Source organism: Salinicoccus sesuvii, assembly GCF_042648145.1.
Taxonomy (GTDB): Bacteria; Bacillota; Bacilli; order Staphylococcales; family Salinicoccaceae; genus Salinicoccus; species Salinicoccus sesuvii.
On the sequence record NZ_JBHRWV010000001.1, the window covers coordinates 114,178 to 140,015 of the forward strand.

The 25,838-nt window shown below is 46.4% G+C and carries 29 protein-coding genes; 21 read left to right on the forward strand and 8 right to left on the reverse strand.

The window, feature by feature from the left end; all coding sequences use genetic code 11:
• Positions 1–22 precede the first annotated feature (22 nt).
• The gene (locus tag ACFOJ8_RS00655) at positions 23–979 is read left to right on the forward strand and encodes a DMT family transporter (protein WP_380651277.1); all 957 of its coding nucleotides are present in this window, start codon (positions 23–25) and stop codon (positions 977–979) included.
• Between the two features lie 141 nt (positions 980–1,120).
• Here the strand turns inward: ACFOJ8_RS00655 and folE2 are convergent, their stop codons facing one another.
• From folE2 to thiD, 4 genes are all read right to left on the reverse strand, one after another.
• The gene (gene folE2 / locus ACFOJ8_RS00660; RefSeq protein WP_380651280.1) at positions 1,121–1,999 is read right to left on the reverse strand and encodes a GTP cyclohydrolase FolE2; all 879 of its coding nucleotides are present in this window, start codon (positions 1,997–1,999) and stop codon (positions 1,121–1,123) included.
• A gap of 11 nt (positions 2,000–2,010) precedes the next feature.
• Positions 2,011–2,679 (reverse strand): bacillithiol biosynthesis deacetylase BshB2, encoded by a 669-nt coding sequence (gene bshB2 / locus ACFOJ8_RS00665; RefSeq protein ID WP_380651283.1) that lies wholly within the window; start codon positions 2,677–2,679, stop codon positions 2,011–2,013.
• A gap of 11 nt (positions 2,680–2,690) precedes the next feature.
• Positions 2,691–3,050 (reverse strand): DUF1806 family protein, encoded by a 360-nt coding sequence (locus tag ACFOJ8_RS00670; RefSeq protein WP_380651285.1) that lies wholly within the window; start codon positions 3,048–3,050, stop codon positions 2,691–2,693.
• A gap of 68 nt (positions 3,051–3,118) precedes the next feature.
• Complete coding sequence (thiD, locus tag ACFOJ8_RS00675; RefSeq protein ID WP_380651288.1) at positions 3,119–3,949, reverse strand: bifunctional hydroxymethylpyrimidine kinase/phosphomethylpyrimidine kinase; 831 nt, start codon at positions 3,947–3,949, stop codon at positions 3,119–3,121.
• Between the two features lie 117 nt (positions 3,950–4,066).
• On the opposite strand from thiD, the gene ACFOJ8_RS00680 reads away from it, so the two are divergent.
• The 6 genes from ACFOJ8_RS00680 (at position 4,067) to ACFOJ8_RS00705 (ending at position 7,680) form a co-directional block, all read left to right on the forward strand.
• On the forward strand, positions 4,067–4,720 hold the full coding sequence (locus ACFOJ8_RS00680) for a uracil-DNA glycosylase (RefSeq protein WP_380651289.1): 654 nt from the start codon (positions 4,067–4,069) through the stop codon (positions 4,718–4,720).
• Positions 4,717–5,037 carry a DUF5327 family protein gene (locus tag ACFOJ8_RS00685; RefSeq protein WP_380651291.1) on the forward strand — a complete coding sequence of 107 codons (321 nt, stop codon included), beginning with the start codon at positions 4,717–4,719 and terminating at the stop codon, positions 5,035–5,037. The genes ACFOJ8_RS00680 and ACFOJ8_RS00685 overlap by 4 nt, the downstream gene beginning before the upstream one ends.
• 22 nt (positions 5,038–5,059) lie before the next feature.
• Positions 5,060–5,425, forward strand: a complete 366-nt coding sequence (locus ACFOJ8_RS00690; protein WP_380651293.1) for a DUF423 domain-containing protein — start codon at positions 5,060–5,062, stop codon at positions 5,423–5,425.
• A gap of 308 nt (positions 5,426–5,733) precedes the next feature.
• A complete protein-coding gene (locus ACFOJ8_RS00695; RefSeq protein ID WP_380651295.1) occupies positions 5,734–6,114 on the forward strand; it encodes a GntR family transcriptional regulator in 381 nt (126 codons plus the stop codon).
• The gene (locus ACFOJ8_RS00700) at positions 6,104–6,988 is read left to right on the forward strand and encodes an ATP-binding cassette domain-containing protein (protein WP_380651298.1); all 885 of its coding nucleotides are present in this window, start codon (positions 6,104–6,106) and stop codon (positions 6,986–6,988) included. Before ACFOJ8_RS00695 ends, ACFOJ8_RS00700 begins: the two co-directional genes overlap by 11 nt.
• On the forward strand, positions 6,985–7,680 hold the full coding sequence (locus tag ACFOJ8_RS00705; protein WP_380651301.1) for a hypothetical protein: 696 nt from the start codon (positions 6,985–6,987) through the stop codon (positions 7,678–7,680). Before ACFOJ8_RS00700 ends, ACFOJ8_RS00705 begins: the two co-directional genes overlap by 4 nt.
• Positions 7,681–7,897: 217 nt before the next feature.
• On the opposite strand, the gene hemQ is transcribed toward ACFOJ8_RS00705, so the two are convergent.
• Positions 7,898–8,644, reverse strand: a complete 747-nt coding sequence (gene hemQ, locus ACFOJ8_RS00710) for a hydrogen peroxide-dependent heme synthase (protein WP_380651304.1) — start codon at positions 8,642–8,644, stop codon at positions 7,898–7,900.
• A 134-nt stretch (positions 8,645–8,778) separates the two neighbouring features.
• Here hemQ and pta point away from each other — a divergent pair, with 134 nt between their 5' ends.
• The 13 genes from pta (at position 8,779) to ACFOJ8_RS00775 (ending at position 22,126) form a co-directional block, all read left to right on the forward strand.
• On the forward strand, positions 8,779–9,765 hold the full coding sequence (gene pta / locus ACFOJ8_RS00715) for a phosphate acetyltransferase (protein WP_380651307.1): 987 nt from the start codon (positions 8,779–8,781) through the stop codon (positions 9,763–9,765).
• Positions 9,758–10,567: a lipoate--protein ligase family protein gene (locus ACFOJ8_RS00720; protein WP_380651310.1), complete on the forward strand. Its 810-nt coding sequence runs from the start codon at positions 9,758–9,760 to the stop codon at positions 10,565–10,567. Before pta ends, ACFOJ8_RS00720 begins: the two co-directional genes overlap by 8 nt.
• A 104-nt stretch (positions 10,568–10,671) precedes the next feature.
• On the forward strand, positions 10,672–10,878 hold the full coding sequence (locus ACFOJ8_RS00725; RefSeq protein WP_380651313.1) for a hypothetical protein: 207 nt from the start codon (positions 10,672–10,674) through the stop codon (positions 10,876–10,878).
• A gap of 90 nt (positions 10,879–10,968) precedes the next feature.
• A complete protein-coding gene (locus ACFOJ8_RS00730) occupies positions 10,969–12,270 on the forward strand; it encodes an HD domain-containing protein (RefSeq protein WP_380651316.1) in 1,302 nt (433 codons plus the stop codon).
• 12 nt (positions 12,271–12,282) lie between these two features.
• Positions 12,283–12,807, forward strand: a complete 525-nt coding sequence (locus ACFOJ8_RS00735) for a YwhD family protein (RefSeq protein ID WP_380651319.1) — start codon at positions 12,283–12,285, stop codon at positions 12,805–12,807.
• Positions 12,808–12,994: 187 nt separating this feature from the next.
• Positions 12,995–14,350, forward strand: a complete 1,356-nt coding sequence (mgtE, locus tag ACFOJ8_RS00740; protein ID WP_380651322.1) for a magnesium transporter — start codon at positions 12,995–12,997, stop codon at positions 14,348–14,350.
• Between the two features lie 49 nt (positions 14,351–14,399).
• The gene (locus ACFOJ8_RS00745; protein WP_380651324.1) at positions 14,400–14,798 is read left to right on the forward strand and encodes a DUF1934 domain-containing protein; all 399 of its coding nucleotides are present in this window, start codon (positions 14,400–14,402) and stop codon (positions 14,796–14,798) included.
• A 3-nt stretch (positions 14,799–14,801) separates the two neighbouring features.
• Entirely contained in the window at positions 14,802–16,448 is a 1,647-nt protein-coding gene (argS, locus tag ACFOJ8_RS00750) for an arginine--tRNA ligase (protein WP_380651327.1), read from the forward strand.
• A gap of 69 nt (positions 16,449–16,517) precedes the next feature.
• Positions 16,518–17,393 (forward strand): ABC transporter substrate-binding protein, encoded by an 876-nt coding sequence (locus tag ACFOJ8_RS00755; protein WP_380651329.1) that lies wholly within the window; start codon positions 16,518–16,520, stop codon positions 17,391–17,393.
• Positions 17,386–18,339 (forward strand): FecCD family ABC transporter permease, encoded by a 954-nt coding sequence (locus ACFOJ8_RS00760; protein WP_380651332.1) that lies wholly within the window; start codon positions 17,386–17,388, stop codon positions 18,337–18,339. The genes ACFOJ8_RS00755 and ACFOJ8_RS00760 overlap by 8 nt, the downstream gene beginning before the upstream one ends.
• A gap of 89 nt (positions 18,340–18,428) precedes the next feature.
• The gene (locus ACFOJ8_RS00765; protein WP_380651335.1) at positions 18,429–20,381 is read left to right on the forward strand and encodes a S9 family peptidase; all 1,953 of its coding nucleotides are present in this window, start codon (positions 18,429–18,431) and stop codon (positions 20,379–20,381) included.
• 31 nt (positions 20,382–20,412) lie between these two features.
• Positions 20,413–21,564: a beta-aspartyl-peptidase gene (gene iadA / locus ACFOJ8_RS00770; protein ID WP_380651338.1), complete on the forward strand. Its 1,152-nt coding sequence runs from the start codon at positions 20,413–20,415 to the stop codon at positions 21,562–21,564.
• Positions 21,565–21,574: 10 nt separating this feature from the next.
• Positions 21,575–22,126 carry a sugar O-acetyltransferase gene (locus ACFOJ8_RS00775; RefSeq protein ID WP_380651341.1) on the forward strand — a complete coding sequence of 184 codons (552 nt, stop codon included), beginning with the start codon at positions 21,575–21,577 and terminating at the stop codon, positions 22,124–22,126.
• 49 nt (positions 22,127–22,175) lie between these two features.
• Here ACFOJ8_RS00775 and ACFOJ8_RS00780 read toward each other — a convergent pair whose 3' ends face one another.
• Positions 22,176–22,787: a hypothetical protein gene (locus ACFOJ8_RS00780; RefSeq protein ID WP_380651344.1), complete on the reverse strand. Its 612-nt coding sequence runs from the start codon at positions 22,785–22,787 to the stop codon at positions 22,176–22,178.
• 112 nt (positions 22,788–22,899) lie between these two features.
• Between ACFOJ8_RS00780 and ACFOJ8_RS00785 the strand changes: the two genes are divergently transcribed.
• Entirely contained in the window at positions 22,900–24,000 is a 1,101-nt protein-coding gene (locus ACFOJ8_RS00785; RefSeq protein ID WP_380651347.1) for a M24 family metallopeptidase, read from the forward strand.
• A 364-nt stretch (positions 24,001–24,364) separates the two neighbouring features.
• On the opposite strand, the gene ACFOJ8_RS00790 is transcribed toward ACFOJ8_RS00785, so the two are convergent.
• A complete protein-coding gene (locus ACFOJ8_RS00790) occupies positions 24,365–24,862 on the reverse strand; it encodes a sortase (RefSeq protein WP_380659867.1) in 498 nt (165 codons plus the stop codon).
• A 61-nt stretch (positions 24,863–24,923) separates the two neighbouring features.
• Positions 24,924–25,802 carry a class C sortase gene (locus tag ACFOJ8_RS00795; RefSeq protein WP_380651353.1) on the reverse strand — a complete coding sequence of 293 codons (879 nt, stop codon included), beginning with the start codon at positions 25,800–25,802 and terminating at the stop codon, positions 24,924–24,926.
• Between the last annotated feature and the right edge of the window lie 36 nt (positions 25,803–25,838).

The following is a 25,838-nucleotide window of genomic DNA, read 5'->3' on the forward strand; positions in this document are numbered from 1 at the left end:
GATTGAATAGTAGGAGGTTAATGTGAAAGCAATTCTATTAGGTCTTCTCGGCGCTTTATTCTTTTCCGTCACTTTTATTTTAAACAGGTCCATGGAAGTATCCGGGGGGCATTGGGCATGGAGTGCTTCACTACGGTATTTCTTCATGCTGCCAATACTTATACTGATCGTATTCTTTCAAGGCAAGCTCCTACCGGTGCTCAAGCATCTTCGAAAGAATCCTTTGGATTGGCTGCTCTGGAGCATCATCGGATTTGGGTTCTTCTATACACCCATCGCATTTGCGACTGTCTATGGTCCAGGGTGGCTAGTAGCAGCAACTTTTCAAATAACTATTGTAGCAGGCTCACTGCTTGTACCTTTTTTGAATCAGATTGGTAAAGTCAGTAAAAAAATACCGTTGGCAAGCATCTTGATTTCTTTAATTATTCTTTTAGGTATTTTCATCATGCAGTTCGAACACGCATCAAACGTCCCCTTACGGAATGTTCTCCTGTGTGTACTACCGCTCATAGTATCTGCTTTTGCCTACCCGCTTGGCAATAGAAAAATGATGCAGATAGTTGGTGACAGTTTAACAACGATGCAACGTGTACTTGGCATGACCATAGCGAGCATGCCTCTATGGGTTATTCTAGCAGTATATGGAGGCGTTGTTCACGGGGCGCCGAGTACTGGCCAGGTTTCCCAATCTTTCATAGTTGCGATAAGCTCAGGTGTCATCGCAACAGTGCTATTCTTCTACGCGACAGAACTTGTAAAAGATAATCCTTCAAAACTAGCAGGCGTTGAAGCAACTCAATCAGGGGAAGTATTGTTCGCACTTATCGGTGAAATGCTCATACTCCAGACAGCCTTACCATCTTCTTTGACAATATTAGGTATGATACTTATTATTTTTGGCATGATACTGCATAGTGTGTATTCTGCTCTTTCAACTAGGCGGGCAATGAGAATGATAGAAACCCATCATGGCTGAGCGATAGTGTATTCTAGAAGATTCCATCGAGCAGCGTTTCAGTAAATATCGACTTACGAATGAATAGAGTGTTTTATCTTTCCAACCCAAATCAAAAGACTGCAGACACATCACTATAGATGACATGTCTGCAGTCTTTTATTATTTCTGATATGACATTCTGCTGAAGGCATCGTGCTGGTGGATGCTTTCCTCGTTGCGGCATTCGAGTTCGAAGCCTTTGACCCAGTCAAGTTCCACAAGGTCGTAAGCAATAAGACGGATGAGGTCCTCTACAAAACGTGGATTCTCATAAGCGCGTTCTGTGACCATCTTTTCGTCTGTACGCTTTAGGATCGGATAGAGCTGGGAGGAAGCATTGATTTCCAGTACTTCATACAGCTGTTCCTTATGATTTTCAGGCAGCTCTGCATCCGGATCAATATCGAGTAATACTTTCACGTAACCACGCTGGTTATGTGCGCTGTACTCACTGATTTCCTTTGAGCACGGGCACAATGTCGTAACCATGGCAGTCATGCCGAGCTGTTTGCGCTCAGTGCCAGATTCTGAAATTCTCAGAGAGTACTTCACATCTGCGTGAGCCATTCCGGCAAGCTGTGTATGCGGGCTCGGTTTTGAGAAGTACCATTTGCTATCTGCCGTCACTTCCGCTTCTTCTTGATGCATCCGGTTACGCAGTATTTCAAGTACTTTCTCAAGCGTATCGAACGTAAGCGGAACGCCACTGTTATTTTCTGTTTCCAAAGATTCAAGAATACGACTCATGTTGATGCCTTTTTCATTCTTTCTAAGGCTTGTGGCCAATTCGAACGTACCAACCGACTGAAAGTCACCAATAATTACCGGATAGCTGAGGTTGTTGATGCCTACAGAGTCGACTTCGAACAAGAAGTCTTTCTTTGAACTCTGCAGATCCACCATCATTTCCTTCTCGACCGGCTTCATCCCCTCGATGGGGTCGACAGAGCCGAAGTGCCTGAAGCGGCCTTCTCTAGTAGTAAGATCCAATTCTTCCATGTTTCTACTCCTTAATCTATTTCATAACTGTAGAATGATTCGTTTTTCAGCCACATCTGACGCGCTGCTTCGCCTTCTTGAGTGTTTGCGGCAAGTGATTTGAGCAGAGGCCCGGTCTGAGATTCATGAGCTGCCATAATTTTCTCTTTGCGCTCTTCGTAGCCCTCTATATCAACAATAATATCAGGCTCACCCAAATCTTCTAGCGTATTGTTGCTGAAAGCGACAAGTTGCAGTTTCGGGCGGTCTTCCCGAGGCATTTCAGATACAGCGGCAACAACGGCTTCCGCAGTGGCCTCGTGGTCTGGATGGACGGAATAGCCAGGATAGAAAGTGATGATCCTGCTTGGGTTGAGTTCGTCGATCATGCCTTTGACCACATCTTTGAGGTGACCAGGCGCTTCAAATTCCAGTGTCTTATCTCGGTAGCCGAGCAGTCTCAAATCGCTAAGACCGATCAGACGTGCACTTTCTTCGACTTCTTTTTTGCGTATCGTATGCAACGATTCCCGAGTGGCGAATGGAGGATAGCCGAGGTTTCTTCCCATATCGCCGAAAGTTAGGCAGGCATATGTTAAAGGCACACCCATATCGACGTAGCGACTCATCGTACCACTTACTCCAAAAGCTTCATCATCCGGGTGGGGGAAGATGACGAGTACTTGTCTTTCGTTTTCCATAGCTGATCCTCCTATTTAAAGAACTCTTTCGTAGAAATTTCGAGCGCAGTGGCCAATTTTCCATCATAGTTGAAACCATGCATGATGAATTCATCGTTGGCATTAACTTCAAAATGCGTCAGTCCAAGTATATAGATCCAACCGCCATTATCCAGTTTCAAACCGACACGGTATTGACCATCGCTGCCCCCTCTGATGGCACCTTGGGTAAATGTTACCGGGACGTTTCTCAAAAACATGCCTGTGTTGAATACTTGTTCATCCATATGGCTGGCATACATACCGCTGGTCACTTCGACGTGAACATAGACCTGTTTGTCCTGATAGCCATCCAATAGCTCCTGAACCTGTTCGAGATTGATTTTATCCATTTATGTGAACGCTCCTTAAAATCGCATAGATAAAAGAGATAGATGGACTATCTCTTTTACAAAACCGACTATATTTGTTCGTCTGTAACTTTGATCTGCTCTACAGCGTTGAACGCACCATGGCGGACTACACCGACATGCTCGTTCATTTTCCAGCCGTTCTTGATTGCTGAAGTGACGAATGCCTTGGCGTTCTGAATCGCTTCAAGCGCTTCTTGGCCGTTGGCGAGATTCGCTGTGATTGCTGCTGCGAATGTGCATCCGGCACCATGGTTATAAGATGCGTCTATCTTATCGCTTGAAAGCAGGTGGAATTCCTTGCCATCATAATATACATCTACTGCCTTTTCTCCCTCGATGTCGGAACCGCCTTTGATGATGACATGATTGGCACCTTTCTGATGGATGACTTCGGCACATTTCTTTGCTGCATCGAGCGTTGTCGGCGTCTTGTAGCCGGCAAGCTGTCCCGCTTCGAACAGGTTCGGGGTCACGACTGTCGCATGTGGCAGCAAGTGCTCGATCATTGCATCGACAAGCCCCGGGTTCAATACTTCGTCATCGCCTTTGCATACCATGACAGGATCTACCACAAAGTGTTTGGCGTTGCTATCAAGGAAGGCTTGCTTACTGCACTCGATGACTTCTTCTGAAGGCAGCATGCCTGTCTTTATTGCGTCCGGGGAAATAGACAGCGCCGTCTTGATCTGAGCATCAACTACATCCAAAGGAATCGGATTGACACCATGGGACCAAGTTTCAGGATCCATCGTGACTATGGTCGTAAGCGCCGTCATTCCATAGGTTTCATGCTCTTGGAATGTTTTCAAATCTGCCGCAATACCTGCGCCCCCACTCGTATCGGAACCTGCTATCGTAAGTGTCTTTTTAAGTACCATGAAATCACTCCTCCAATTTCGTCAATAATATTATATTTTACTATAATGAAGGGTATATTTCTAGAGACATGCTTGTGCAAATGATATAATCAAACTTTAGACAGAGGTGAAAATGCTATGGAATGGAAAGATGTTTTTCAGTCGATAAAAGAAGAAAACGACTTTACAAAACTAGAGTCAACATTAGAAGAAAAATATAGCACAGGGAAGGTATTTCCGCCGCGCGAACAAATATATACAGCTTTCGAACTGACAACATTTGAAAATGTCAGGGTCGTCATACTGGGTCAGGATCCTTACCACGGTGAAGGACAGTCCCATGGTCTTGCGTTCTCAGTCAATGAAGGGGTTAAGATCCCCCCTTCATTGAGAAACATGTACAAAGAACTGGCGGATGATCTCGGCATTGTCAGAACAACCGGTAGTTTGAGGGACTGGGCAAAGGAAGGGGTCCTGCTGCTCAACACGGTGCTTACCGTAGATGCGCACGATGCAAACTCACATCGCGGTCTCGGCTGGGAACCTTTTACGGATGGTGTCATTAAGCATGTTTCCGATAATCTTGAGCATGTTGTATTCATCTTATGGGGTAAACCCGCTCAAAAGAAGGAAAAGCTGATCGACACGTCGAAGCACTGTGTTATCAAATCTACTCACCCAAGCCCGCTTTCGGCCTATAGAGGATTCTTCGGGACAAAGCCATTCAGCCGTACAAACGACTATTTAAAAGCGCAGGGCAGAAGACCTGTCGACTGGAGTGAGCAGGAATGAAACACGAAATCATTTCCGAGCTGAAGCAGGAGCTTCACAGGATGGAAGTGGCCAGTCAGCCATATGAATTCGAAAAACATCTTTATGCAATGGAGCGCTTGCTCGGATTACTGAAATCCAACTCTGGCGATGTTACTATCTCATCACTGCAACCAGCCGACAGTTCCCGCTCGCAGTCATTGACTGAGCAAGATCGAATGATGCTCGAAAAGATGGGGGGTAAGACCCCCAAAAACACCCCGTCAGAACCGCTAACGAAAGAAACGCTAAAGACAGACGATGGCTTCGGCAATGGAGAATCGCTGTTCGATTTCTAGCTTGAATCAAAGGAGAAAATAAATGAAACTATTCATCATATTTGGTGCAGTCAATGCGCTTATTTCTGTCGCCCTTGGGGCTTTTGGTGCCCATGGCCTAGAGGGTAAAATCAGTGAACATTATATGAGTGTGTGGGAAAAAGCCGTGTCCTATCAGATGTACCATGCCCTCGGATTGATTGCTGTCGGTATCCTCGTCCACGTTACAGGCGCGCCACTGCTTGGGACTGCTGGCTGGCTGATGTTGCTCGGCATCATCTTTTTCAGCGGCTCGCTCTATATTCTCGCTGTCAGTGGCATCTCCATCCTTGGTGCGATTACCCCAATTGGTGGGGTGCTCTTCCTCGCTGGATGGATATTTTTGATCATCGGCATGGTCAGACTATAAATCAAACCCCGCTTTGGCGGGGTTTTTTATTTTGGTGGAATATGTCCAGGTAGGGTTAATCCTTGTTCAGCAACCTATAGTAGGGGGGATTTCGATTATCTTTGCCACTCTACGAGTGACCGCGGGTGCAATGTACTTTCATCACCAGTGACTTAGATGGATCCGATTGTCGATATTCACCATTCCAAGCAATCACCGTCACATTCTAGTATAGATAGTGATTTTCCGAAATAAAAATGTGTTTACATAAATTGAATGGTGGTATATACTTATATACATAACTATATAAGTAGTTAAGGAGGATGCGCATGTCGGGAATGCTTAACGATAAGAAGCCCATCTTTGAGCAGATTAAAGATTGGGTTAGTGACCAGATTATCGATGGCACACTCAAACCGCACGATCGGATTCCTTCGACGAATGAAATCGTCCAATTCTACAAAGTGAATCATCTGACGGTTGCGAAAGGTGTGAATCAGTTAGTGGAGGAAGGAATAATCTACAAAAAGCGTGGTGTGGGTATGTTTGTTGAACCAGAAGCAAGAAATGTGCTGCTTGGTGAAAGGAAAGACAGTTTCGTTAGCGAGTATTTAGAACCGATGCTGCAGGAAGCGGCGAAATTAGGATTTACAAGAGCAGAGATTGAAGGGTTGATTCAGGAAATGGAGGGGAATACAGATGGAGAATAGTGTGCTGGAAATAAAAAATGCATCTTTAGACATCAAGAAGGATAATGTACTTGAGGATATTACACTGAGGATGGAGCAAGGGAAGGTCTACGGACTGCTTGGGCGTAATGGTGCTGGTAAAACAACACTGCTTTCCCTGATTGCGTCCTTTAGAAAACCGACACGTGGTGCCATCACTATTGATGGCCAGGACCCTTTTGAGAATGAATCGCTCATGGCACAAGTCGACTTTCTCTATGAAGTGGACTACTCTGAGGAGCACCGTACACCGATGAACTTGTGCAGATTGACGAAAAGATATAAGGATAATTTCGATCTCAACTACGCAGAGGCACTCTTCGAAGGCTTTGGGATCCCTCGGGATAAGCCGACGAACCGTCTCTCGAAAGGGCAACAGTCGGCGGTGAATGCAATTATTGGACTTGCCTCTAATGCACCTATTACAATTTTCGACGAAGTGACTAACGGCATGGACGCACCTTCAAGGGAATTCTTCTACGAGAAGGTGGTCGAGGCGAATGCACGCAATCCGCGTATCATGATCCTCTCGACACATATTGTCTCCGAGATGGAATATCTCTTTGACGAAGTGATTGTTATCCACCACGGGAAGGTGATGGTACAGGAACCGATTGATGTGTTTTTGGAACGTGGGTTCAAGGTAACCGGACCAAAAGAAAAAGTGACCCATTTTACACAAAGCATGGATGTACTGGCGAGGCAGGACCTCGGACCGACGCGCTCTGATATGGTGCTTGGTCATATGGATGAAGCACAGCAAGCAGAGGCGAGGTCGAACCATCTCAACATTTCACCTTTGAAATTGCAGGAGCTTTTCATAAGAATGACTGAAGAAAAGGAGAATGTGCAATGAATAACAAAGTGAAACTGGCAACAATGGATTTTTCGAGTCAGATTTTCAAGTGGATACTATGGTACTTGCCAATTATGCTGATTGTCTATATCCTTGTCTCACTGTTTGTGAATGACACCGACATCAACGAGATGTCATTTTATGCAATGGCCCTTTCTGCCAACGAGATATTTATGCTTGTCGCCGGCATCTTGAGTGTATTCACATTCCTTGAACTCTCCATCGGTCTCGGATTGACAAGGCGCACTTTCCTTAGAGTGATGCTGATAACAGGTGCAATCATTACGATTGCCTTAGCAGCACTGACTGGTATCATATCCGTTATCATGAACTTCATGCCGTGGTTCGGCGGTGGGATCGTCGTCGGTGAGCTTCAGAGTAGTCCATTTGTCCACATACTTGGGCATCTACTTACCACATTTACGTTCTTCCTTGGGGGCTTCATCATCAGCATCGGCTTCTATCGGGGTTTCCTCGGTGGGATGATCTCCATCGTGCTCAGCTTATGTATCTTAGTGGCGATTGATTCCCTTTGGATGTGGCAGACAAGAGGGACGGTATTCGATATTGATGTGACCCCTTATGCATCGGGCAATCTGTTCATGACAATCCTATTCAGCCTGTTCTTGATCTTCTTCACTGTGGCAGTCTTGCAGTCGCTCGTCCGCTCCATTCCAGTAAAAGTAAGGTAAAAAAAGACCCCCTCATTCTGAGGGGGTCTTCTATTTTGAGTGGCATGCTACTGGTTGTTGCCACCTTTTTTACGGTTTTTGAATTTTTTGATGATGAATGGCAGTGCCAAAGGGATAAGTCTTCTCAACAGACGGCCCATCACGATTCCTCCCAACTTTTTCGATAAGTACATTCATTCATATATAACCATTATGGTACTCATCAAAACCTAAATTCTTACTTGAAGAAGGCGGAAATGTTTTCAGTCGGCAGGTGAACACCTACATAGAAGTCCCCGAAATCGCCGTAGCGTGCGGATACTTCATCAAATCTCATCTCGTAGATCAGTTTTTTGAACTGCAGCATATCATCCGAGAACAAAGTGACGCCCCACTCATATTCGTCGAGGCCGACAGAACCAGTGATGAACTGCTTGACCTTACCGGCATAGCTGCGGCCGATCATGCCATGGGAGCGCATGAGTTCACGGCGCTTCTCCATATCGAGCATATACCAGTTATCATCTCCCTGACGTCGCTTATCCATTGGATAGAAGCAGATGTAGCGGGATTTCGGCACTTCCGGATAGAGACGTTTTCTAACGAATTCATTCTGATATGGATCTTCGTTCGACTCTTTCGCAAGGTAGTTGCTGAGCTCGACAATCGATACGTAGGAATAAGATGGAATAAGAAAATCGCTGATAGCGAGTTTATTGAATTCTAGTTCCAGTGCATTGAGTTCGTCAACTGTCGGACGGAGCATCCATAGGATCAGATCGGCTTTCTGACCAGTGACGTTATAGAAGGCATAGCTACCCTCGTTTTTCTGGTGTACTTCTTCCTCGCGCTCGATGAAGCCCTTCAGTTCTGAAACGAGTGTATCGATTTCTTCTGCTTCAAGCAGACGAAGGGAGGCCCAGTCCACATTGTAGAGAAGGTGAAGACTGTACCAGCCATCAAGTGTTTGCGCAGCTTCATTCATTAGTGTATCTCTCCTTTTTTGATGTATACTTCTATTCTACTTGATAAGAAAACGTTTTAAAAGCACATGGGGATGAAATAATGTGACAGAAAGAGTATAATATAGTGTATGAAAAGCTAACCAAGGAGGCTATTATGAGTCAATTTATCGAGCATCTCAAATCTAACCTAGAAGGTAAGAATATAGAAATCGTCTTCCCAGAAGGCAATGATCCAAGAGTCCTTACGGCTGCTGTGGAACTTGCTGAAACGTCATATGTCAAACCAGTTGTTCTTGGTAATGCGTCTGAGCTTGAAGCTCTGGCGACGCGTGAGCAGCTGGATATCAGTGCGCTTGAAACCATTGATCCGGTCGATTACGAAGATATCGACGTACTGGTGGATGAGTTCGTCAAACGTCGTAAAGGGAAAGTGACTGCAGAACAGGCGCACGAGATTCTAAAAGACGTAAACTATTTCGGTACGATGCTCGTGCACACAGGTCGTGCCAAAGGTCTCGTGTCCGGTGCCGTCCACTCGACGCCTGATACAGTCCGTCCAGCGCTACAGATCATCAAGACGAAACCTGGTGTGACACGTACAAGCGGGGTTTTCTTCATGCTTAGAGAAGATGAACTCTACGTCATGGGTGACTGTGCCATCAATCCGGAACTGAATGCTGAAGAACTTGCAGAAGTCGCAGTCGAAACTGCCAAGACAGCACGCAGCTTCGAAATGGATCCGCGCGTCGCTCTACTCAGCTTCTCCACAAGGGGCTCAGCAAAGACCGAAGAGACTGAAAAAGTAAGGCTTGCTACGCAGTACGCGAAAGAAAAGCTACCTGAAGTGCCGATTGATGGAGAGCTTCAGTTTGATGCAGCATTCGTCCCGAGTGTTGCAGAAAAGAAAGCGCCGGATTCCGAGCTCTCAGGACAAGCGAATGTATTCGTATTCCCTTCTCTTGAAGCAGGCAATATCGGCTATAAGATTGCCCAGCGCCTCGGCGGATTTGAAGCCTATGGTCCGATTCTCCAAGGACTGAACAAGCCGGTCAACGATCTTTCACGCGGATGTTCGAAAGATGAAGTTTTCACATTGGCACTGTTCACTGCAACTCAGGCACTGACATTGGATGATGCATAAAGTTTTCTCTGAAAAATGGCATTACGTGCCAATCGAGGCGACATCACACCCGTATATGTCGTTTGCCATGGATGACACGCTACAGGAGATGGTAACGAATGACGGTATTCCGAAGCTCCGTGCCTGGGTGCATCATCCATTCGTTATCCTTGGTTTGCATGATTCAAGACTGCCTTTTTTGAATGACGGGCTCGCACATCTTAGAAGTGAGGGGTTCAACTATATCGTCAGAAATAGCGGTGGACTCGGTGTTGTGCTTGACGAAGGTGTACTAAACGTTTCACTCATCTTGCCCAAATCCGAAGCCGCTCAGATTGATGAAGGGTATGAACACATGCTTGAACTTGTCCGCATGACTTTCCCTGATGCCGCTATTGATGCGGGTGAAATTGAGCACAGCTACTGTCCTGGTAGCTATGATCTCAGCATCGATGGGCGCAAGTTTGCAGGCATCTCCCAGCGCAGAATCCGGCAGGGCGTAGCGGTTCAGATCTACCTCTGTATCACTGGGAGTGGGGCAAAGCGTGCAGAGCTCATGCGTAAATTCTACCACTTGAGTAAAAATGACGCTGAAACGAAATTTTCCTATCCGGAAATCCATCCGGATGATATGGCATCGCTCAATGAACTGCTTGGCACAGAGTATACTGCCGAGTCGGTGCTTGAACAGATGCTCGATATTATTAGGGAACGGGGGACCTTGTCACCGTTGCCTGAGATGAATCGTGAGACTAAAGAGCGCTATACGCATCATATCGACCGGATGAAGGTGCGTAACAGAGACATCCATCCGGACAATTGAAACGAGTATTGAAGGCCATCCGATGAGGATGGCCTTCAATATGGAGCCATACGGGTTTAAACCTTTTGTAGAGGTGGAATATACACAAAAAGGAGTGGATCATGATGGCTGATGAAAAGAAGAATAGAATGACGACTAAAGAAGATGAAGCACAACTTAAAGATAGAGACGAACGTGGACCGGAAGGTGAAGTTAAAGAGGATGTCGCACCGGACAATCCCCCTGAACAAGCCAATAAGGAAGAAGCGGAAAGAGTAGAAGATGTACAGCAGCAGAAGGATGACAAGGAGCCGCTCGATAACGAAGACTGATGTTTCCGAAATCCAGTACCTGTGCGGGGTTGCCTATCTTTGGTAGCCCTTATTTTTTATGATATTATAATGGCAAGGGAGGCCACTCGGATGACAATGGATGAATATGGGAAAAAACAGCTTGTAGAAGAAAAGGTCTTTAAAGACCCGGTACACCGGTATATTCATGTGCGTGATCAAGTAATTTGGGATTTGATCAAGACGAAGGAGTTTCAGCGTTTGAGAAGAATCAAACAGCTGGGCACATTGTATCTGGCCTTTCATTCCGCTGAGCATTCAAGGTTCAATCACTCGCTCGGCGTATACGAAATTGTAAGGCGCATGGTCGTCAACTTCAAAGAGTTTAAAGAGTGGAATGATGACGATCGTCTCTTAGCTTTGGCTGCAGCCTTGCTTCACGATCTCGGGCATGGACCTTTCTCGCATTGTTTTGAAACAATATTTGATACCGATCATGAAGAGTTTACACGCAAAATCATCCTTGGGAATACGGAAGTGAACGCGGTACTCAAGAAAGTGAGCATCGATTTCCCACTTGAAGTGGCGAAGGTGATTGATAAGACGCACGAAAACAAACTGGTCATCAGTATGATTTCAAGCCAGATTGATGCTGACCGGATGGATTATCTGCAAAGGGACTCTTACTATACCGGTGTCAGCTACGGTAACTTTGACATGGAGCGTATACTTCGTGTGATGCGGCCTGGCAAGGAAGAGATCATCATCAAAGAAAGCGGCATGCATGCAGTCGAAGACTATTTGATGAGCCGCTATCAGATGTACTGGCAGATCTATTTCCATCCAGTCTCAAGAGGTGGCGAGGTGTTACTTGATCTCGCACTGAAACGTGCTAAGTATCTCCATGAGGAAGGTTATGAGTTCAAGCAGGCGCCGAAATACTTCATCCCGTTCTTCACAGGCGACGTATCGGTCGATGATTATCTGCGTCTCGATGAGATGGTGGTCAACTTCTATCTACAGGAATGGATCCATGAAGATGATGAAATCTTAAGTGACTTGGCTCATCGCTTTGTCAACCGCGATCTTTTTAAGTATTTGCCATTCGACGGATCGGTCATTACGCTCTCGGAACTCGAGGCTTTGTTCAAGAAGGCTGGCATTCCGCCAGAATATTATTTCTTCAGTGATTCCTATTCGGATTTGCCGTACGACTACGATCGCCCAGGATCAAAAAGTAACAGAAGACCGATTCATTTGAAGCGTAACAATGGGGAATTGCGGGAAATCAGCACACAGTCGGCCATTATCCACAGCATTACAGGCGTCCACCGGATGGATTCGAAACTCTACTATCCGAAGGAGAAAATTCTTCAGATAGAGGATCTCGAAGTCAAAGGCGAAATTATAAATCTACTTAACGAATTGGCATAGGAGTATGATAATATGACGAACGACTCTAACGGTAAGAAGCCGGGGTTCAAATTCAATATCATTAACAATGATCCGCTCGACGGACATAAGGGGCAGAATATCGGTTCGATCAGCCTCGAGAATGTGGCGCCGGTTTATGTAGCGGTCGACACCCAAGAAGTGTTCATAGATATGGGAGGCTTGCATGCGCGTGCTGAAGTCGAAAGGCGCGTCAAGTGGGTCACTGACAAATCTGAAGTCGAGGGCGAAGATGCGAAATCCTATTGGCTTGTATGGGTGACGGTTGAGCGTCTTAAAACAGGTCCCGTCTATAGCGGCGTAGCTGCCTGTTTTGAAATGGTCAATCGTACAAAGCGACGCGGCTACAAACTCATGCCTGAGCATGTCAATATGATGGACCGTTCCATGAAGGGTAAAATCGATCTCAATGAAATGGATTCAGAAAGCCGTTCCTCTCTGAAATCGTTCCTCCAATCCCACAATAAAGAGATATGGGAGAACTCGACTGCACTGCAAGCAGAGATGAAGGATGACTAAATGTGACGGTATTGTGTCAAAGCCCGAAAACGATTGCAGATTGTATGCTCGGAATATAAAATAAAGCTAGTTATACATGGTATAACTAGGACACGGTGGCCAGGAGAGATCCTGGTCACTTTTTTTTATTTAATATGTCTATTTCGGGGGTATTGTCACTATACAGAACAGCCAAGGAGGAGCAGAAATGAAAGAAGTCAAGAATCGACTGGATAGGGAAACCTTAGAAAGTTGGAAAAGCAAGCTGGACATGGATGCTTCTACCTTTATCACTGCATATTCCAATCTACATAGCAATGAGCAGTACCAGGTACTTAGGTCTTTTGATACTGACAGGCAAAGGAAAGTGTTCAGTCTAATCCCGCCTGAGATGACTGCTCAAGTGTTCAAATGGTTTTCACGGGATGAACAGGTGCGTCTTTATCGCGAAATGGATGAAGCCTATCGTATTCGCATGCTCGACCGGTTGGCTTCTGATGATGTCAGACGTTTTATCGAACCGATGGAGAGTACGGAGCAGAATGATATTCTAGAGCGTATGGATGCAAGCAAACGCAAGCATATGCAGGAGCTTCTCGCCTATCCATCCTATAGTGCAGGCAGCATCATGAGGAAGGAATTCATAATGGCAGCTCCGGAAGCCGATGTAGCGGAGGCAATCCAAAAACTGCGCGAACATACAGACACATATGAAGCGGTCTACTTCATCTATATCGTTGATAGAGATCATGCATTCGTTGGACTAGTATCCCTACGCAATCTGCTCATGGCAGAACATTCCACAAAACTGATGGACATATGCGATACAAATATACGCACGGTACCGGCAGACATGGATCAGGAAGAAGTGGCACATATCATTCAGGATTATGATGTCATCTCGGTGCCGGTAGTGGGAACAAATAATGAGCTTCTCGGCATCATAACAGTCGATGATATCATCGACGTCATTGAGTTTGAAGCAACTGAAGACGTTGGTGAGCTGACGGCATCGAGAGGGACGACTGACATGAATCTTTCGTCTTTTAAGGCAGCACGTAAGCGAGCACCTTGGATTATGCTGCTGATGTTTCTTGGCCTCATTACGGCAAATGTTATTGGCGCGTTCGAGGAAACACTGGAGTCTGTCGTCCTCCTTTCCTTCTTCATCCCGCTTGTTATGGACGCCGCGGGTAATACGGGAACGCAGTCCCTTGCGGTGATGGTACGGACGATTTCGACTGGTGAATACCAGAAACACGGCCTCTGGCGCACACTGATGCGCGAGTTTGGCACCGGTGTGCTGGTTGGTCTCTCGAGTGCGATTGTTATCGTCGTTTTGATCATGCTGATCTACCAGGAGGCATGGCTGGCATTTGTAGTGGGTGCGTCTCTTTTGCTGACGCTCAGCTTTTCAACAGTAATCGGCAGCATCCTTCCAATCATCATCAACAAGCTTAAGATAGATCCCGCCGTAGCCAGTGGTCCCTTCATCACCACACTGAATGACATCATTGGTCTGACCATCTACTTCACGATTGCGACAACACTCCTTCAGATATAGTCTAGACCTTTGACGTATGTTATAATCTATCTTACTTGAAGGTGATAAAATGGAGAATAATGAAGCAGTATACAAGATCAATCAAGTTGTCGATATGGCAGGCGATAGAAAACGTTATGAGCAGACGGTCAATGCTGAAGTGATTGATCGCAATGATCGCTACCTTCGCTATACTGAACAGCTCGATGAATACGAGATTGATGTGGTCGTCCGCGTCGGGGTGGACTACATCAAAATTCAGCGTCGGGGAATCATCAACATGAATTTTCATTTCCGGCAGGGAGAGACGACGGACACTTATTACGAGTCTCCGGCAGGAAAACACCACTTTCGTATCATGACCACAGCACTGGATATTGATGGGTCTGAAATTGATATCCACTACGAGCTGTACGACCTGGACGGCAAACTTGGCGACTATCACTATAAAATCAGGAAAGTAGGGTAATTGATGGATTTGAGGGAGCAGCTGAAAACAGCAATTGAAGCAGCAGTTAAAAATACCGGCCTGGTGGAGATCGTACCACCGGTCAAAGTGGAAGTACCGAAGGAGAAGGCGAACGGGGATTTTTCAACCAATATTGCCATGGTGCTTACAAAAGAAGCAAAGCGCAACCCAAGAGAGATTGCACAGGCGGTCATCGATCATCTCGATCACGGTGCAGCGAGTGTAAAGTCTGCTGAGATTGCAGGGCCTGGCTTCATCAATTTCACGATGGACGAAGCCTCTTTGACGAATATTATCCGCAGAGTGCTTGAGGAGAAGGGTCGCTACGGCAGTACAACAGTCGAGCATCCAGAAAAAGTACTGATCGAGTATGTCAGTGCCAATCCAACAGGCGACCTCCACATCGGACACGCAAGGAATGCGAGTGTCGGGGATACACTGGCGAACGTCATGGCTTTTGCGGGGTATGACGTTACACGTGAATACTATATCAATGATGCCGGTAATCAGATCGAGAACTTGGCCCTGTCCATCGAAGCACGTTATCTCGAAGCACTCGGTCAGGAGCTCTACATGCCTGAAGACGGCTATATGGGCAAGGATATCCAAGTCATCGGCGAAAGACTCGCAAAAGAGTCACCTGAGCTGCTCGATACTTCCAAAGAGGATCGCGTAAAAATGTTCCGTCAGATGGGTGTCGATTTTGAAATGGAGAAGCTGAAGCAAGATCTTTACGATTTCAATGTTCATTTCGACAACTGGTTCAGTGAAACAAGCCTCTACGAGAAGAATGAGATCACCAAAGCGCTCGAGAAGATGACCGAGAACGGCTATACGTATGAAGCGGATGGTGCCTTGTGGCTGAGAACCACTGATTTCGGTGACGATAAGGACCGCGTCCTCAGGAAGCAGGACGGAACGTACACGTATCTCATGCCGGATGTGGCTTATCACTTTGATAAGGTTGGGCGTGGCTATGATAAGCTGATCAACTTGTTTGGTGCAGATCACCACGGCTATATCAAGCGTCTGAAAGGCGCGCTCGGTGCACTCGGCGAATCACCGGAACTTCTAGAGATCCAGATCATGCAGATGGTGCGCCTCATCGAAAACGGTGAAGAGGTCAAAATGAGCAAACGTACAGGAAAGGCCATCACGTTGCGCGATATCATCGACATGATCGGTGTCGACGCCAGCCGCTACTTTCTTGCGATGCGCAGCGCGGATACGCATTTCGATTTTGACCTTGAGCTTGCGAAATCCGAATCGAGCGACAACCCTGTTTACTACGCGCAGTATGCCCATGCACGCATCTGCTCCATCTTGCGCCAAGCGAAGAATTCCGGCTACACGCTTGATAAGGATGCAGATCTCGATGCCATCGTCCACACCCAGGCGTTAGAACTGTTGAAGAAGCTTGCTGACTTCTCAAACGTCGTAAAGAGTGCAGCAGAGAACCGTGCGACACACCGCATTCCGAACTATATTCAGGAACTCGCTGCGGCGTTCCACAAATTCTACAATGCAGATAAAGTACTGACAGATGATGCAGCCAAAACGGCAGCCTACCTGCTCATGATCGAAGCAGTCAGACAGACCCTTGAAAATGCGCTCGGTCTGATTGGCGTCTCTGCTCCGGAACAAATGTAGTCCACAGCCCCTGCCTGATGGTGGGGGTTTTACATATCTAGATATAAAACAACTAAGGAAGTGACAGATATGAACAACAGATATGGCGTGTTTATCCTAGCTCTTCTGTTTATAATGACCGGATGTAATTCAGTGGAAGAAGGTGTTGAGAACACTCCATTTGAAGCTCAGCGCATCGTCTCCCTCATTCCGAGCAATACAGAAATTGCTGTAGAAATGGGGCTTGAGCATAAACTGGTTGCTGTAACGACAGAAGATGACTATCCGGAATCGATTGTAGATAATACCGACCTGACTCGGTTGAATGCGTTCGAACTGGACGAGGAAACCCTTATCAGTTTGGAACCCACGCATATTCTGGCCCATGAATCCGCAGCTTCTGTCTACGGGGATACAATGGACCGGGTTGCTGAAGCCACTGATGCTCAAGTGCTCATCGTTACTGATGCACAATCCATTGAAGGCATCTACCAGTCGATTTCAGATATCGGTGAGTTTCTAAATGAAAGAACATCTGCTCAAAGGCTGAATGAAAGCATTGAACGCGACATCAACATCCAAAGTACCATTTTCGAAGACCGCGATGAATCATTGAACGCCTTCGTTCATATTTCGCCACCTCCTGAACTCTATACTGCAGGTGGGAATACGTTCATCACGGATGCCCTATCAAAAATCCATATCGATAACGCCTTTAGCGATTTAGAAGGCTACCCAGCAGTCAGCGCAGAAGACGTCGTCGAACGCAATCCAGATAAGCTGATCTCTATCATGGGGATGGAGGATGACGCTCTTGCAGAATCTGTGGAAAACACATCCGGATTTTCTGAACTTGCCATCAGTGAAACGGAGAATCAGTGCAACATAGCGCCAGAACTGCTGTCACGCCCCGGTCCTAGAATTGGCGAGGGACTGAAGGCAGTTGGACGCTGTGCCTATGAGTAGGCATGTAGTGTTACTTTCCTTGCTCATTCTTCTTTCTTTGGTATCCAGCCTATTCATCGGTTCAGCCAATCTTTCTGAGCTGACGGCATCCCAGTGGCAAACCATTATTTTCGATATCCGGCTACCGCGTGTGTTGTTTGCTGGAGTACTCGGTGCTGCGCTTGCAATGAGCGGAGTAGTCTTCCAGGTCATATTACGCAATCCAATGGCCGATAGTTTTACGCTTGGTATGGCCAATGCTGCGGTTCTTGGCAGTGCTGCGGCAGTGATAACCACACTGCCGCTATTCTTGCGCCCATTTTTAAGTATTATCGCCGGATTGTTGGCCCTTTCCATCGTTCTTTTGGCTGCGCGTCGTCTGGACACAGCTTATCGTCCCGAAACGCTTATCATCATCGGTGTCCTGCTCGGTGCGATGATGAGCGGTGTGTTATATATCATCGTTCTGATTGCCCCTGACCAGACGGAATCGATTGCGCGCTACATGTTTGGCTCCCTCTCCGGCGCAAGCTACGACGTTCTGTTTATGACGGCAACACTGACTTTCGTAGCTGGAATGATACTGCATCGCAGTGGACGGGCACTAGACCTACTCAATCTTGGTGATGTGCGGGCGTACAGTCTCGGTGTGGAGGTCCAGAAAGTACGGCCACTGCTGCTCATCACTGCTTCAATTCCTCCACTCATCGCCATCAGCTTCACGGGTATGGTGGCCCTAGTCGGCATCGTTGTCCCCCAGATGATTCTTTATTTCAAGCCACTTATGTTTCGGCCACTGCTCATATTATCTTCACTCTATGGCGCACTCTATATCGTTGTGGTCGACACCATCGGTCGCACCATCATCGCGCCCGTGCAGATTCCAACCGGTGTCATGGTCATGATTTCGGCGGTGCCGCTCTTCATTTTCCTTATGTATAAGAGAATGCTTGTCTCCCGCCCCTAGCTGCGGGAGAGTATGAAATTCCCCTGCCCCATGATAAAATGATAAAAAGGCTGTAAATTCAGTTTTTTAAAAATCGAGGGGGAATCACAGTGGCACAGAAAGCAGATATAAAAAATATTTTTAAAATCAGATCGGTATCTTCGCCGAAAGTGGCATCGGATCATCAGTTCACGACACTGGTGACGCATCTTGATGAGGAGAAGAACGACTATATCACTAATTTATACAGGGTTCAGGATGAATCTCTGCAACAGCTTACATACCAAAAGGAACGTCTATCGAACGTCCGGCATTCTGAAGATGGCCAGTGGACACTGTTCATCGCCAAAGCAGAGGATAAGCCGCAAGTATTTCTACTTCGTGCAACGGGTGGAGAACGGATGCAACTGACCAAAGAGAAATGGGGCGTCAACAGCGCCGAGTTCTCGAAGGATGGCAAGAAGGTCTTCTACCATGTATCGGTCGAAAAAGGTGCGGACGAGAATGCGGATGAGACGTCCGAAAAGGATAAACAGCCAGAACCCGTCGTTATCGACCGCATGAAGTACAAGGCAGATAGTGTAGGGTTGCTCAAGGAGAAATATCAGGCAGTAAAATTCGTGGAGCTGGATACGAAAGAATCGGAAACGCTTCTTGATGGAGATGAAAATTTCACACTGCATGAAACCATCGGCAGCGATACCCTAATCTACTCGACGGATAAGAGTGAGGATCCAGACTTCAATTTCAATGAAACCTTATACATCAGAAAAGATGGTGATGAACCGAAGGAAGTCCCTGCCGAAGCGGGTGGTTTCATGAAGGTGTCCGCTTCCCCAGACGAGAAGCGACTGCTCATTGTGGAGATGAGCCGAGAGTATGAGAATGCAACGCATGGTGAACTTCATCTGTACGATATCGACTCAGGTGAGAAGACGCATATCACAGAAGGTCTCGACAAACCGGTTGGGGATTATCTGGCAGCAGATACCCAGCAGTCGGTCGAGAGCAACCCGGTCGCGTGGATTTCGAACGATCGTTTTGTTTTTCTCGTGTCGGATAATGGCAGTGTCAACCTATACGAAGGTAACACAGAAGGAACGATTAAACCGCTACTTGAAGGACGCCAACATATCTTTGGCATGGATGCGACACATGAGTATGCGGTTCTCGCAATCTCCAAGCATACGTCTCCAAGCGAACTCTATAGGTACGACTTTGAAAGTGGGTCGCTTGAACAGCTGACGCAAGTCAATCAGGCATATACAGATGAAACGGAACTTGTGGACCCGGAAGATATCACGTTTAGTAGTGAAGATGGTACGGAGGTACGTGGCTGGTTCATGAAGCCGGCTGGGTTCGAGACAGGTGCGAAATATCCGATGATCACCAATATCCACGGGGGACCGCATGCTTTTTATGGAAACTCCTTCTTCCACGAAATGCAGGTACTTGCTGCAAAGGGCTATGCTGTGCTATTTGTAAATCCAAGAGGGTCACACAGCTACTCTCAAGCATTTGTGGATGCTGTCAGAGGCGACTACGGTGGCGGCGACTATCGTGATATCATGGCTGGCGTTGATTACGTTACCGGTGTATACGACTGGATTGACCAGGATAACCTCGGTGTCACGGGTGGCTCATATGGTGGTTTCATGACCAACTGGATCGTCGGCCACACAGACCGTTTCAAGGCAGCGGTCACACAACGCAGCATCTGCAACTGGGTGAGCTTCCGTGGAGTCTCAGATATCGGTTACTATTTTACAGACTGGCAGATCCAAGCGGAGTTCAGCGATATCGAGAAGATGTGGCACCATTCGCCGATCAAGTATGTCGACGCGATTAGCACGCCATTGCTGATCCTCCATAGTGAGCGCGACTTCAGATGTCCAATCGAACAGGCTGAGCAGCTATATATTGCACTCAAGTATCAGAAAAAGGAAACGCAGTTTGTCCGGTTCCCTGAAGCGGACCATAATCTATCACGTACAGGAAAGCCGAACTTGAGAATCGAGCGTCTCACGCATCTCGTGGACTGGTTCGAAAAGTATCTCGACTGATTCCAATAGATCGATTTCAAGAGGTGAAGCAATGATTACAATAGTGAAGGGTGCGTATGTATACGCGCCTGAGCCGCTGGGTTCACGAGATATTGTCATTTTGAATGACCGCATCGAAAAGATTTCCCAGGAAATCGATGAGAAAAACTATGAAACCTTGGGTCTCGACGTTTGTATCATTGATGGCAGTGGAAAAATGGCTGTCCCTGGACTCGTCGATCCACATGTCCATCTCATCGGTGGCGGTGGTGAAGGGGGATATCATACACGCACACCGGAAACGGATATCAAAGACTTCGTCGAAGCAGGCATTACAACAGCAGTCGGGTTAATCGGTACAGACAAGACGAGCCGTCACTTAGAATCGCTTTATGCAAAAGCCAAGGCGTTGGATGCTGAAGGTATGACCGCCTATATGTATACCGGCAATTACCACGTTCCGGTACCGACTGTGACGGGAGACATTCAAAAGGATATCTATCTTTTGGACAAAGTCATCGGTACAGCTGAAGTGGCGATTTCTGATCATCGCTCCGGCCAACCCAATGTCCATGAGTTGGCAAAGATCGCTGCTGATACAAGAATCGGCGGACTGACTTCCGGCAAAGCGGGCGTGACCCATTTCCACGTGGGACCAGGCGAGGGGAGGCTGGAACTTCTGCACGCACTGCTTGACCAGTACGACATTCCTGCCGAAAAGGTTTATCCGACCCATATCAATCGTACAAGTGCACTCATCGAAGATGCGGCACGCCTTTCAAACCGGGGCGCTTACGTGGATATGACTGCCGACACGGATATCGTTTCCCATGTTTTGCATTTCCAACAGTCCGGTGGAGACATGCAGAGACTGACACTATCCTCAGATGGTAATGGCAGCCTGCCGGTCTTCGATGAGACAGGACGACTCACCCGTCTGACTGTTGCTCGACCGAAAACACTGCTTGAAAATGTCCAGCTTCTCCTGAAATCAGGTGAGTTCAACCCTGGTGCTATATTCAGTCTGGTGACAAAACAGCCCTCTGATGTGCTTAAACTTGATAAAAAAGGGAATTTGAAATCAGGGTATGATGCGGATATACTGCTGTTTGATTCCGAATACCATCTCGACATGGTCATGGCAAAGGGTGAAATACTCTTTAGAGACGGCAGAGTAACCGTGAAATCGACTTTTGATGAATGAGGTGTGCAACATGACTGAAAAGGAAAAGATGTTAAGGGGTGAGTACTATAGTTCGGATGACCCGACACTTGTTCACCTGAGGGAAAATGCACAGAACTTAGTGGAACAGTACAACCAACCAGGCGGCGGCGATAGAGGCCAACTGCTCGATATGCTGTTTGGATATCACGTTGAGGGACTGATCATCCGTCCACCCTTTTTCTGCGACTACGGTATTAATATCAAGGTAGGTCGCAACTTCTATGCCAATTTCAACTGTGTATTGCTCGATGTTGCGAAGATAACAATTGGTGACGATGTACTGCTCGGTCCGAATGTTTCCCTGGTCACAGCCAGTCATCCGATTGATCCGGAGAAGAGGCGTCAGCGTCTTGAGTATGGGAAGCCAATTACTATTGGCAATAATGTTTGGATCGGTGCAGATGTCACTGTCAATCCAGGTGTGACAATCGGAGAAAATGCAGTCATCGGTTCGGGCTCTGTAGTAGTAAAGGATATACCAGCGAATACAGTGGCTGTCGGCAATCCTTGCAAGCCTATAAGAACGATAGAACCTGAATAAGGAAGTAGAGTAAAAACGCTGATTTCACTGTAAGTGGGGATCAGCGTTTTTACATAATCATATCGAGTCGCCATAAAATGATGAAATCGACTGCATTCCATAATCTGAGCAGGGTATAGGTGATGATGTGGATACCGATGACGTAGAGTATGAGCGGCCAAAAAGTATCGATTGGTCGTTGGCGGATGGCGAGATAGAACAGATAACCAGGATACAGATTGAGCAGCGTAAAGATGATGACAAGCGAAATGCCGAAAAGAATGAGCAGGGGCCCTTCGTTCGCATTGAAAAAGTGGCTGATTGCTGTAACGAGCAGAAACAGTAAGTTTGAAAGGATGAACACTACCGTTGCGGATACTGCATAATAGGAAAGAAGCGATAGTATAGGCACCGGGCTTTTTCTAAATGTCCGAATCATGAAATATAAAAAAAGCAGGTTGAGTGTGATATATACCATAAGGATAGTAATGCGCAACAGCAATGTGGTAATAAAAGGCACATTGGAAATGATGTTCCCATCAAACAGTTCCCCACCGAGAAAATGGCCGAAACTGCCGGTAACCATTGTGTATATCAATAGGAGCGGTATAGTAATATAAGGTGAAACCCGAAATGTCGGATCTAGTTTCCTATGGATTCTTATAAAAAAGGATAGCGGCATGATTGACCCTCCTAGAATATTGCTATCATATTAGCACAGGTGCGACGCAATTAGTAACGACTTAAACTATGTTATATTGGCAATGAAGAACAAAAGCGAAAGGATGGTTAGCATGACAGAGAAATACAAGAATAGAGTGGAGAACCTAACATCCATGCTAGACACGGATGCGGTCATTATTACAGAACCGACAAACGTCTTTTACTTTACAGGGTGTTTCATTGAACCCCATGAGCGTATGCTCGCCCTGCTGATTGATGTAAAAACGAATGACACAGTACTGATGTTTCCAGAACTGGATCAAGAAGTGGTCAATGATGAGGCGACGGTCGATAACCACATGCCATATAGTGACGGAGAAGATCCTTTTGGACAAATCTTCGAGCATCTATTGGATGCGCAGAGCATCGGTATCGAAGGCGGGCATGTTACGTACAACCGTTATCAGAGGCTTCTAGAAAATTATACCGCAGACCAGATTAAATCTGTCGAAGCACAGATCAATCGCCTGCGGGGTAAGAAGGATGCTGACGACAAAGAGAAGTTACAGGAAGCGGTCGATATTACAGAGAAAGCGCTGGCTGATCTTGTAAACGAGCCACTTTCAGGCAGGACAGAAAAGGAAATCGCTGAATTCCTGCTAGGGAAAGTAAAGGAATACGGCGCAGTGGATGTTTCGTTTGGTCCCCTTGTGCTGACTGGAGAGAATTCAGCACTGCCACACGGAACTCCAGGAGATACAACGGTCGAGCCGGGGCATTTTCTGCTTATCGATTTCGGTGTCGTAACCAAAGACCGCTATGTATCGGATATGACACGCACATTCATCATCGGTGATTCGACCGAAGAACAAGAAGCGATCTATAACGCCGTGCTTAGGGCAAATGAAATGGGTATCAAAAAAGCCCAGGTTGGTGCACAGATGAATACACTAGATGAAGCGGCCCGCCACGAAATCATGGAAGATGGTTACGGGGAGTACTTTACACATCGTATCGGTCATGGCCTCGGTCTCGGATTGCACGAAGCACCGTCACTGGATGCACAAAACACGGATAAACTTGAAAATGGCCATGTGATTACCATCGAGCCCGGAGTCTATAAGGCAGGGTTCGGCGGTGTGCGTATCGAGGATATGCTCTATATCGATGATACTACCCATGTCTTCACGAATTTTCCTAAAGACATTGATAGCATCACGATTGAAGGGTAGAGAAGTCTAATATATTTAATGTGAATATTAAATCTAAAAGGTACAACTCAGCCGAGTTGTACCTTTTTCTACGAATGCGATTATTGAAAATATCTTCTACCTCCGCTTTTTTGCGAACAAGAAAAAGAGTATAAGGAGGAGGAGGGCGAGGATGAGTATCCATGAGGAACTAGAGATCATTTTTACTTCATCCACCCAGTTTCCATCTTGCGCTAACTGTGAATCGGAGGATGCATGCGTGCTGCTCTGGAGATCCTCTTGTGACGGCGGGGCTATGCGTTCTGCGTAGACCAATACTCTGTCCTCGCCAGATATTGTACATGTGAGCAAGGTAATCATATCTTGATCTTCACGTATCGCAAGCTTATCCACTTCGACAGGGGGAAACGATCTCTCGTCCTGAAACTTTATAGTAGAGGGTTTCCTCGAAGTTGTTGATGATGACGATGGCACCATCTCGCAATTTATCGATGTGGGTGAACCACTCATGATCCGGTGAATAGGAGTGGGCAGCTAGGACACTATTGGACGGTTTCCCGCCTACCGGATAGCTGGTTCCCTCTACACGGGCGACACCGCGATTAAGGTTATCTGGTGTCGCCTTGTCAAACACCGGATAATGGATGTCGAGAGCAGGTATATCGATGGTTGCGATGACATTTTCCATGTTCGCATCCAGATGCGCTGCCTGATTTTTGTTCGCTTCTACAGGCGGGCTGTCTATGGTACTTGTGCCCGAAAGAGATGCGTTATAATGTATGAAATTCTGATGCGCTGTCATTTGATCTTCTGAATCGACTTGAAACTGTTGTGAAACAGCATCCGACTGACGGGATGCGGCGTAATCATTGTAGGTCTTCATGACAGGGGGATATAAGAATATAGAGAGTCCAAAAAGGAAAAGTAACGTAACAACGAACTTTCTAATCATTGTTTTTACCCTTTTTCTTTAACCATACCCGCCAAAGTATGAAGAAGAGAATCGCAATTCCAAGTCCAATCACATAGTTTTTGTAGACATTGAAGAACTTCATCCACCATGGTGCTTTTCCTTGTTCATGGTATTCTTGGACTTCTGGTGTATAGTCGATTTGATGACCACGTACAATGAGCCTATGCGAATTGATCATATATGGAGTGCATGTCAAAAGCGTGACATGGTCACCCCCTTCTTCAATTCTCAATTTTTCAAAATCCGATGGTTCAATCACTTCAATCTGATCGACCTCATACGCAAGCGTCTCATTGATATTATGAACAAAGAAGATATCACCGATTTCCATATCATCGAGATTTGTGAATAATTTCTTATCCGGTAATCCTCTATGTGCAGTCAGAACGCTATGAGTGTTGTTACCTCCAACGGGTAGGGAAGTGCCGTCTAAGTGTCCGACGCCTTTTTGCAGTACACTTTCCCCGGTACCTGCATAAATGGGCAATTCCTGATGGATTTTTGGAATTTCCACTGTACCCATCTTTTCATTCACTTCGAGCATCTGAGCGTACATTGCCTTTCCTTCTTCTTCTTCAGCTTCTGTGTAGAAGTCATTCAGAGTTTCGTGACCAGTCAATGATTGGTTGTATGCATGCGCCTTTTCTATACGTGTGTCAATATCATCTTGATTTAGACGCTTCGCTTCCTCGTTAAAGTCCGCCACTTCGTCGCTTGCACGGTAGTCATAGTAGACCGCACTGACCATAGGATAGATCAATACACCAAGGCCTATCAGGAAGATGAGAACAATGATCAGATTGAAAATGAAGTTCTTTTTACGATTATGTTGATTTTTTTCCTGAGTCATACTATACCTCCGTTTTATTCTGAAAAGAAAGAAGGC

Bases quoted from the DNA above. Each gene is read 5' to 3' on its own strand.
- folE2 (WP_380651280.1), bottom strand. From the start codon at position 1,999: ATGGAAGAATTGGATCTTACTACTAGAGAAGGCCGCTTCAGGCACTTC.
- bshB2 (WP_380651283.1), bottom strand. From the start codon at position 2,679: ATGGAAAACGAAAGACAAGTACTCGTCATCTTCCCCCACCCGGATGAT.
- ACFOJ8_RS00670 (WP_380651285.1), bottom strand. From the start codon at position 3,050: ATGGATAAAATCAATCTCGAACAGGTTCAGGAGCTATTGGATGGCTAT.
- thiD (WP_380651288.1), bottom strand. From the start codon at position 3,949: ATGGTACTTAAAAAGACACTTACGATAGCAGGTTCCGATACGAGTGGG.
- ACFOJ8_RS00680 (WP_380651289.1), top strand. From the start codon at position 4,067: ATGGAATGGAAAGATGTTTTTCAGTCGATAAAAGAAGAAAACGACTTT.
- ACFOJ8_RS00685 (WP_380651291.1), top strand. From the start codon at position 4,717: ATGAAACACGAAATCATTTCCGAGCTGAAGCAGGAGCTTCACAGGATG.
- ACFOJ8_RS00690 (WP_380651293.1), top strand. From the start codon at position 5,060: ATGAAACTATTCATCATATTTGGTGCAGTCAATGCGCTTATTTCTGTC.
- ACFOJ8_RS00695 (WP_380651295.1), top strand. From the start codon at position 5,734: ATGTCGGGAATGCTTAACGATAAGAAGCCCATCTTTGAGCAGATTAAA.
- ACFOJ8_RS00700 (WP_380651298.1), top strand. From the start codon at position 6,104: ATGGAGAATAGTGTGCTGGAAATAAAAAATGCATCTTTAGACATCAAG.
- ACFOJ8_RS00705 (WP_380651301.1), top strand. From the start codon at position 6,985: ATGAATAACAAAGTGAAACTGGCAACAATGGATTTTTCGAGTCAGATT.
- hemQ (WP_380651304.1), bottom strand. From the start codon at position 8,644: ATGAATGAAGCTGCGCAAACACTTGATGGCTGGTACAGTCTTCACCTT.
- pta (WP_380651307.1), top strand. From the start codon at position 8,779: ATGAGTCAATTTATCGAGCATCTCAAATCTAACCTAGAAGGTAAGAAT.
- ACFOJ8_RS00720 (WP_380651310.1), top strand. From the start codon at position 9,758: ATGCATAAAGTTTTCTCTGAAAAATGGCATTACGTGCCAATCGAGGCG.
- ACFOJ8_RS00725 (WP_380651313.1), top strand. From the start codon at position 10,672: ATGGCTGATGAAAAGAAGAATAGAATGACGACTAAAGAAGATGAAGCA.
- ACFOJ8_RS00730 (WP_380651316.1), top strand. From the start codon at position 10,969: ATGACAATGGATGAATATGGGAAAAAACAGCTTGTAGAAGAAAAGGTC.
- ACFOJ8_RS00735 (WP_380651319.1), top strand. From the start codon at position 12,283: ATGACGAACGACTCTAACGGTAAGAAGCCGGGGTTCAAATTCAATATC.
- mgtE (WP_380651322.1), top strand. From the start codon at position 12,995: ATGAAAGAAGTCAAGAATCGACTGGATAGGGAAACCTTAGAAAGTTGG.
- ACFOJ8_RS00745 (WP_380651324.1), top strand. From the start codon at position 14,400: ATGGAGAATAATGAAGCAGTATACAAGATCAATCAAGTTGTCGATATG.
- argS (WP_380651327.1), top strand. From the start codon at position 14,802: ATGGATTTGAGGGAGCAGCTGAAAACAGCAATTGAAGCAGCAGTTAAA.
- ACFOJ8_RS00755 (WP_380651329.1), top strand. From the start codon at position 16,518: ATGAACAACAGATATGGCGTGTTTATCCTAGCTCTTCTGTTTATAATG.
- ACFOJ8_RS00760 (WP_380651332.1), top strand. From the start codon at position 17,386: ATGAGTAGGCATGTAGTGTTACTTTCCTTGCTCATTCTTCTTTCTTTG.
- iadA (WP_380651338.1), top strand. From the start codon at position 20,413: ATGATTACAATAGTGAAGGGTGCGTATGTATACGCGCCTGAGCCGCTG.
- ACFOJ8_RS00775 (WP_380651341.1), top strand. From the start codon at position 21,575: ATGACTGAAAAGGAAAAGATGTTAAGGGGTGAGTACTATAGTTCGGAT.
- ACFOJ8_RS00780 (WP_380651344.1), bottom strand. From the start codon at position 22,787: ATGCCGCTATCCTTTTTTATAAGAATCCATAGGAAACTAGATCCGACA.
- ACFOJ8_RS00785 (WP_380651347.1), top strand. From the start codon at position 22,900: ATGACAGAGAAATACAAGAATAGAGTGGAGAACCTAACATCCATGCTA.
- ACFOJ8_RS00790 (WP_380659867.1), bottom strand. From the start codon at position 24,862: ATGAAGACCTACAATGATTACGCCGCATCCCGTCAGTCGGATGCTGTT.
- ACFOJ8_RS00795 (WP_380651353.1), bottom strand. From the start codon at position 25,802: ATGACTCAGGAAAAAAATCAACATAATCGTAAAAAGAACTTCATTTTC.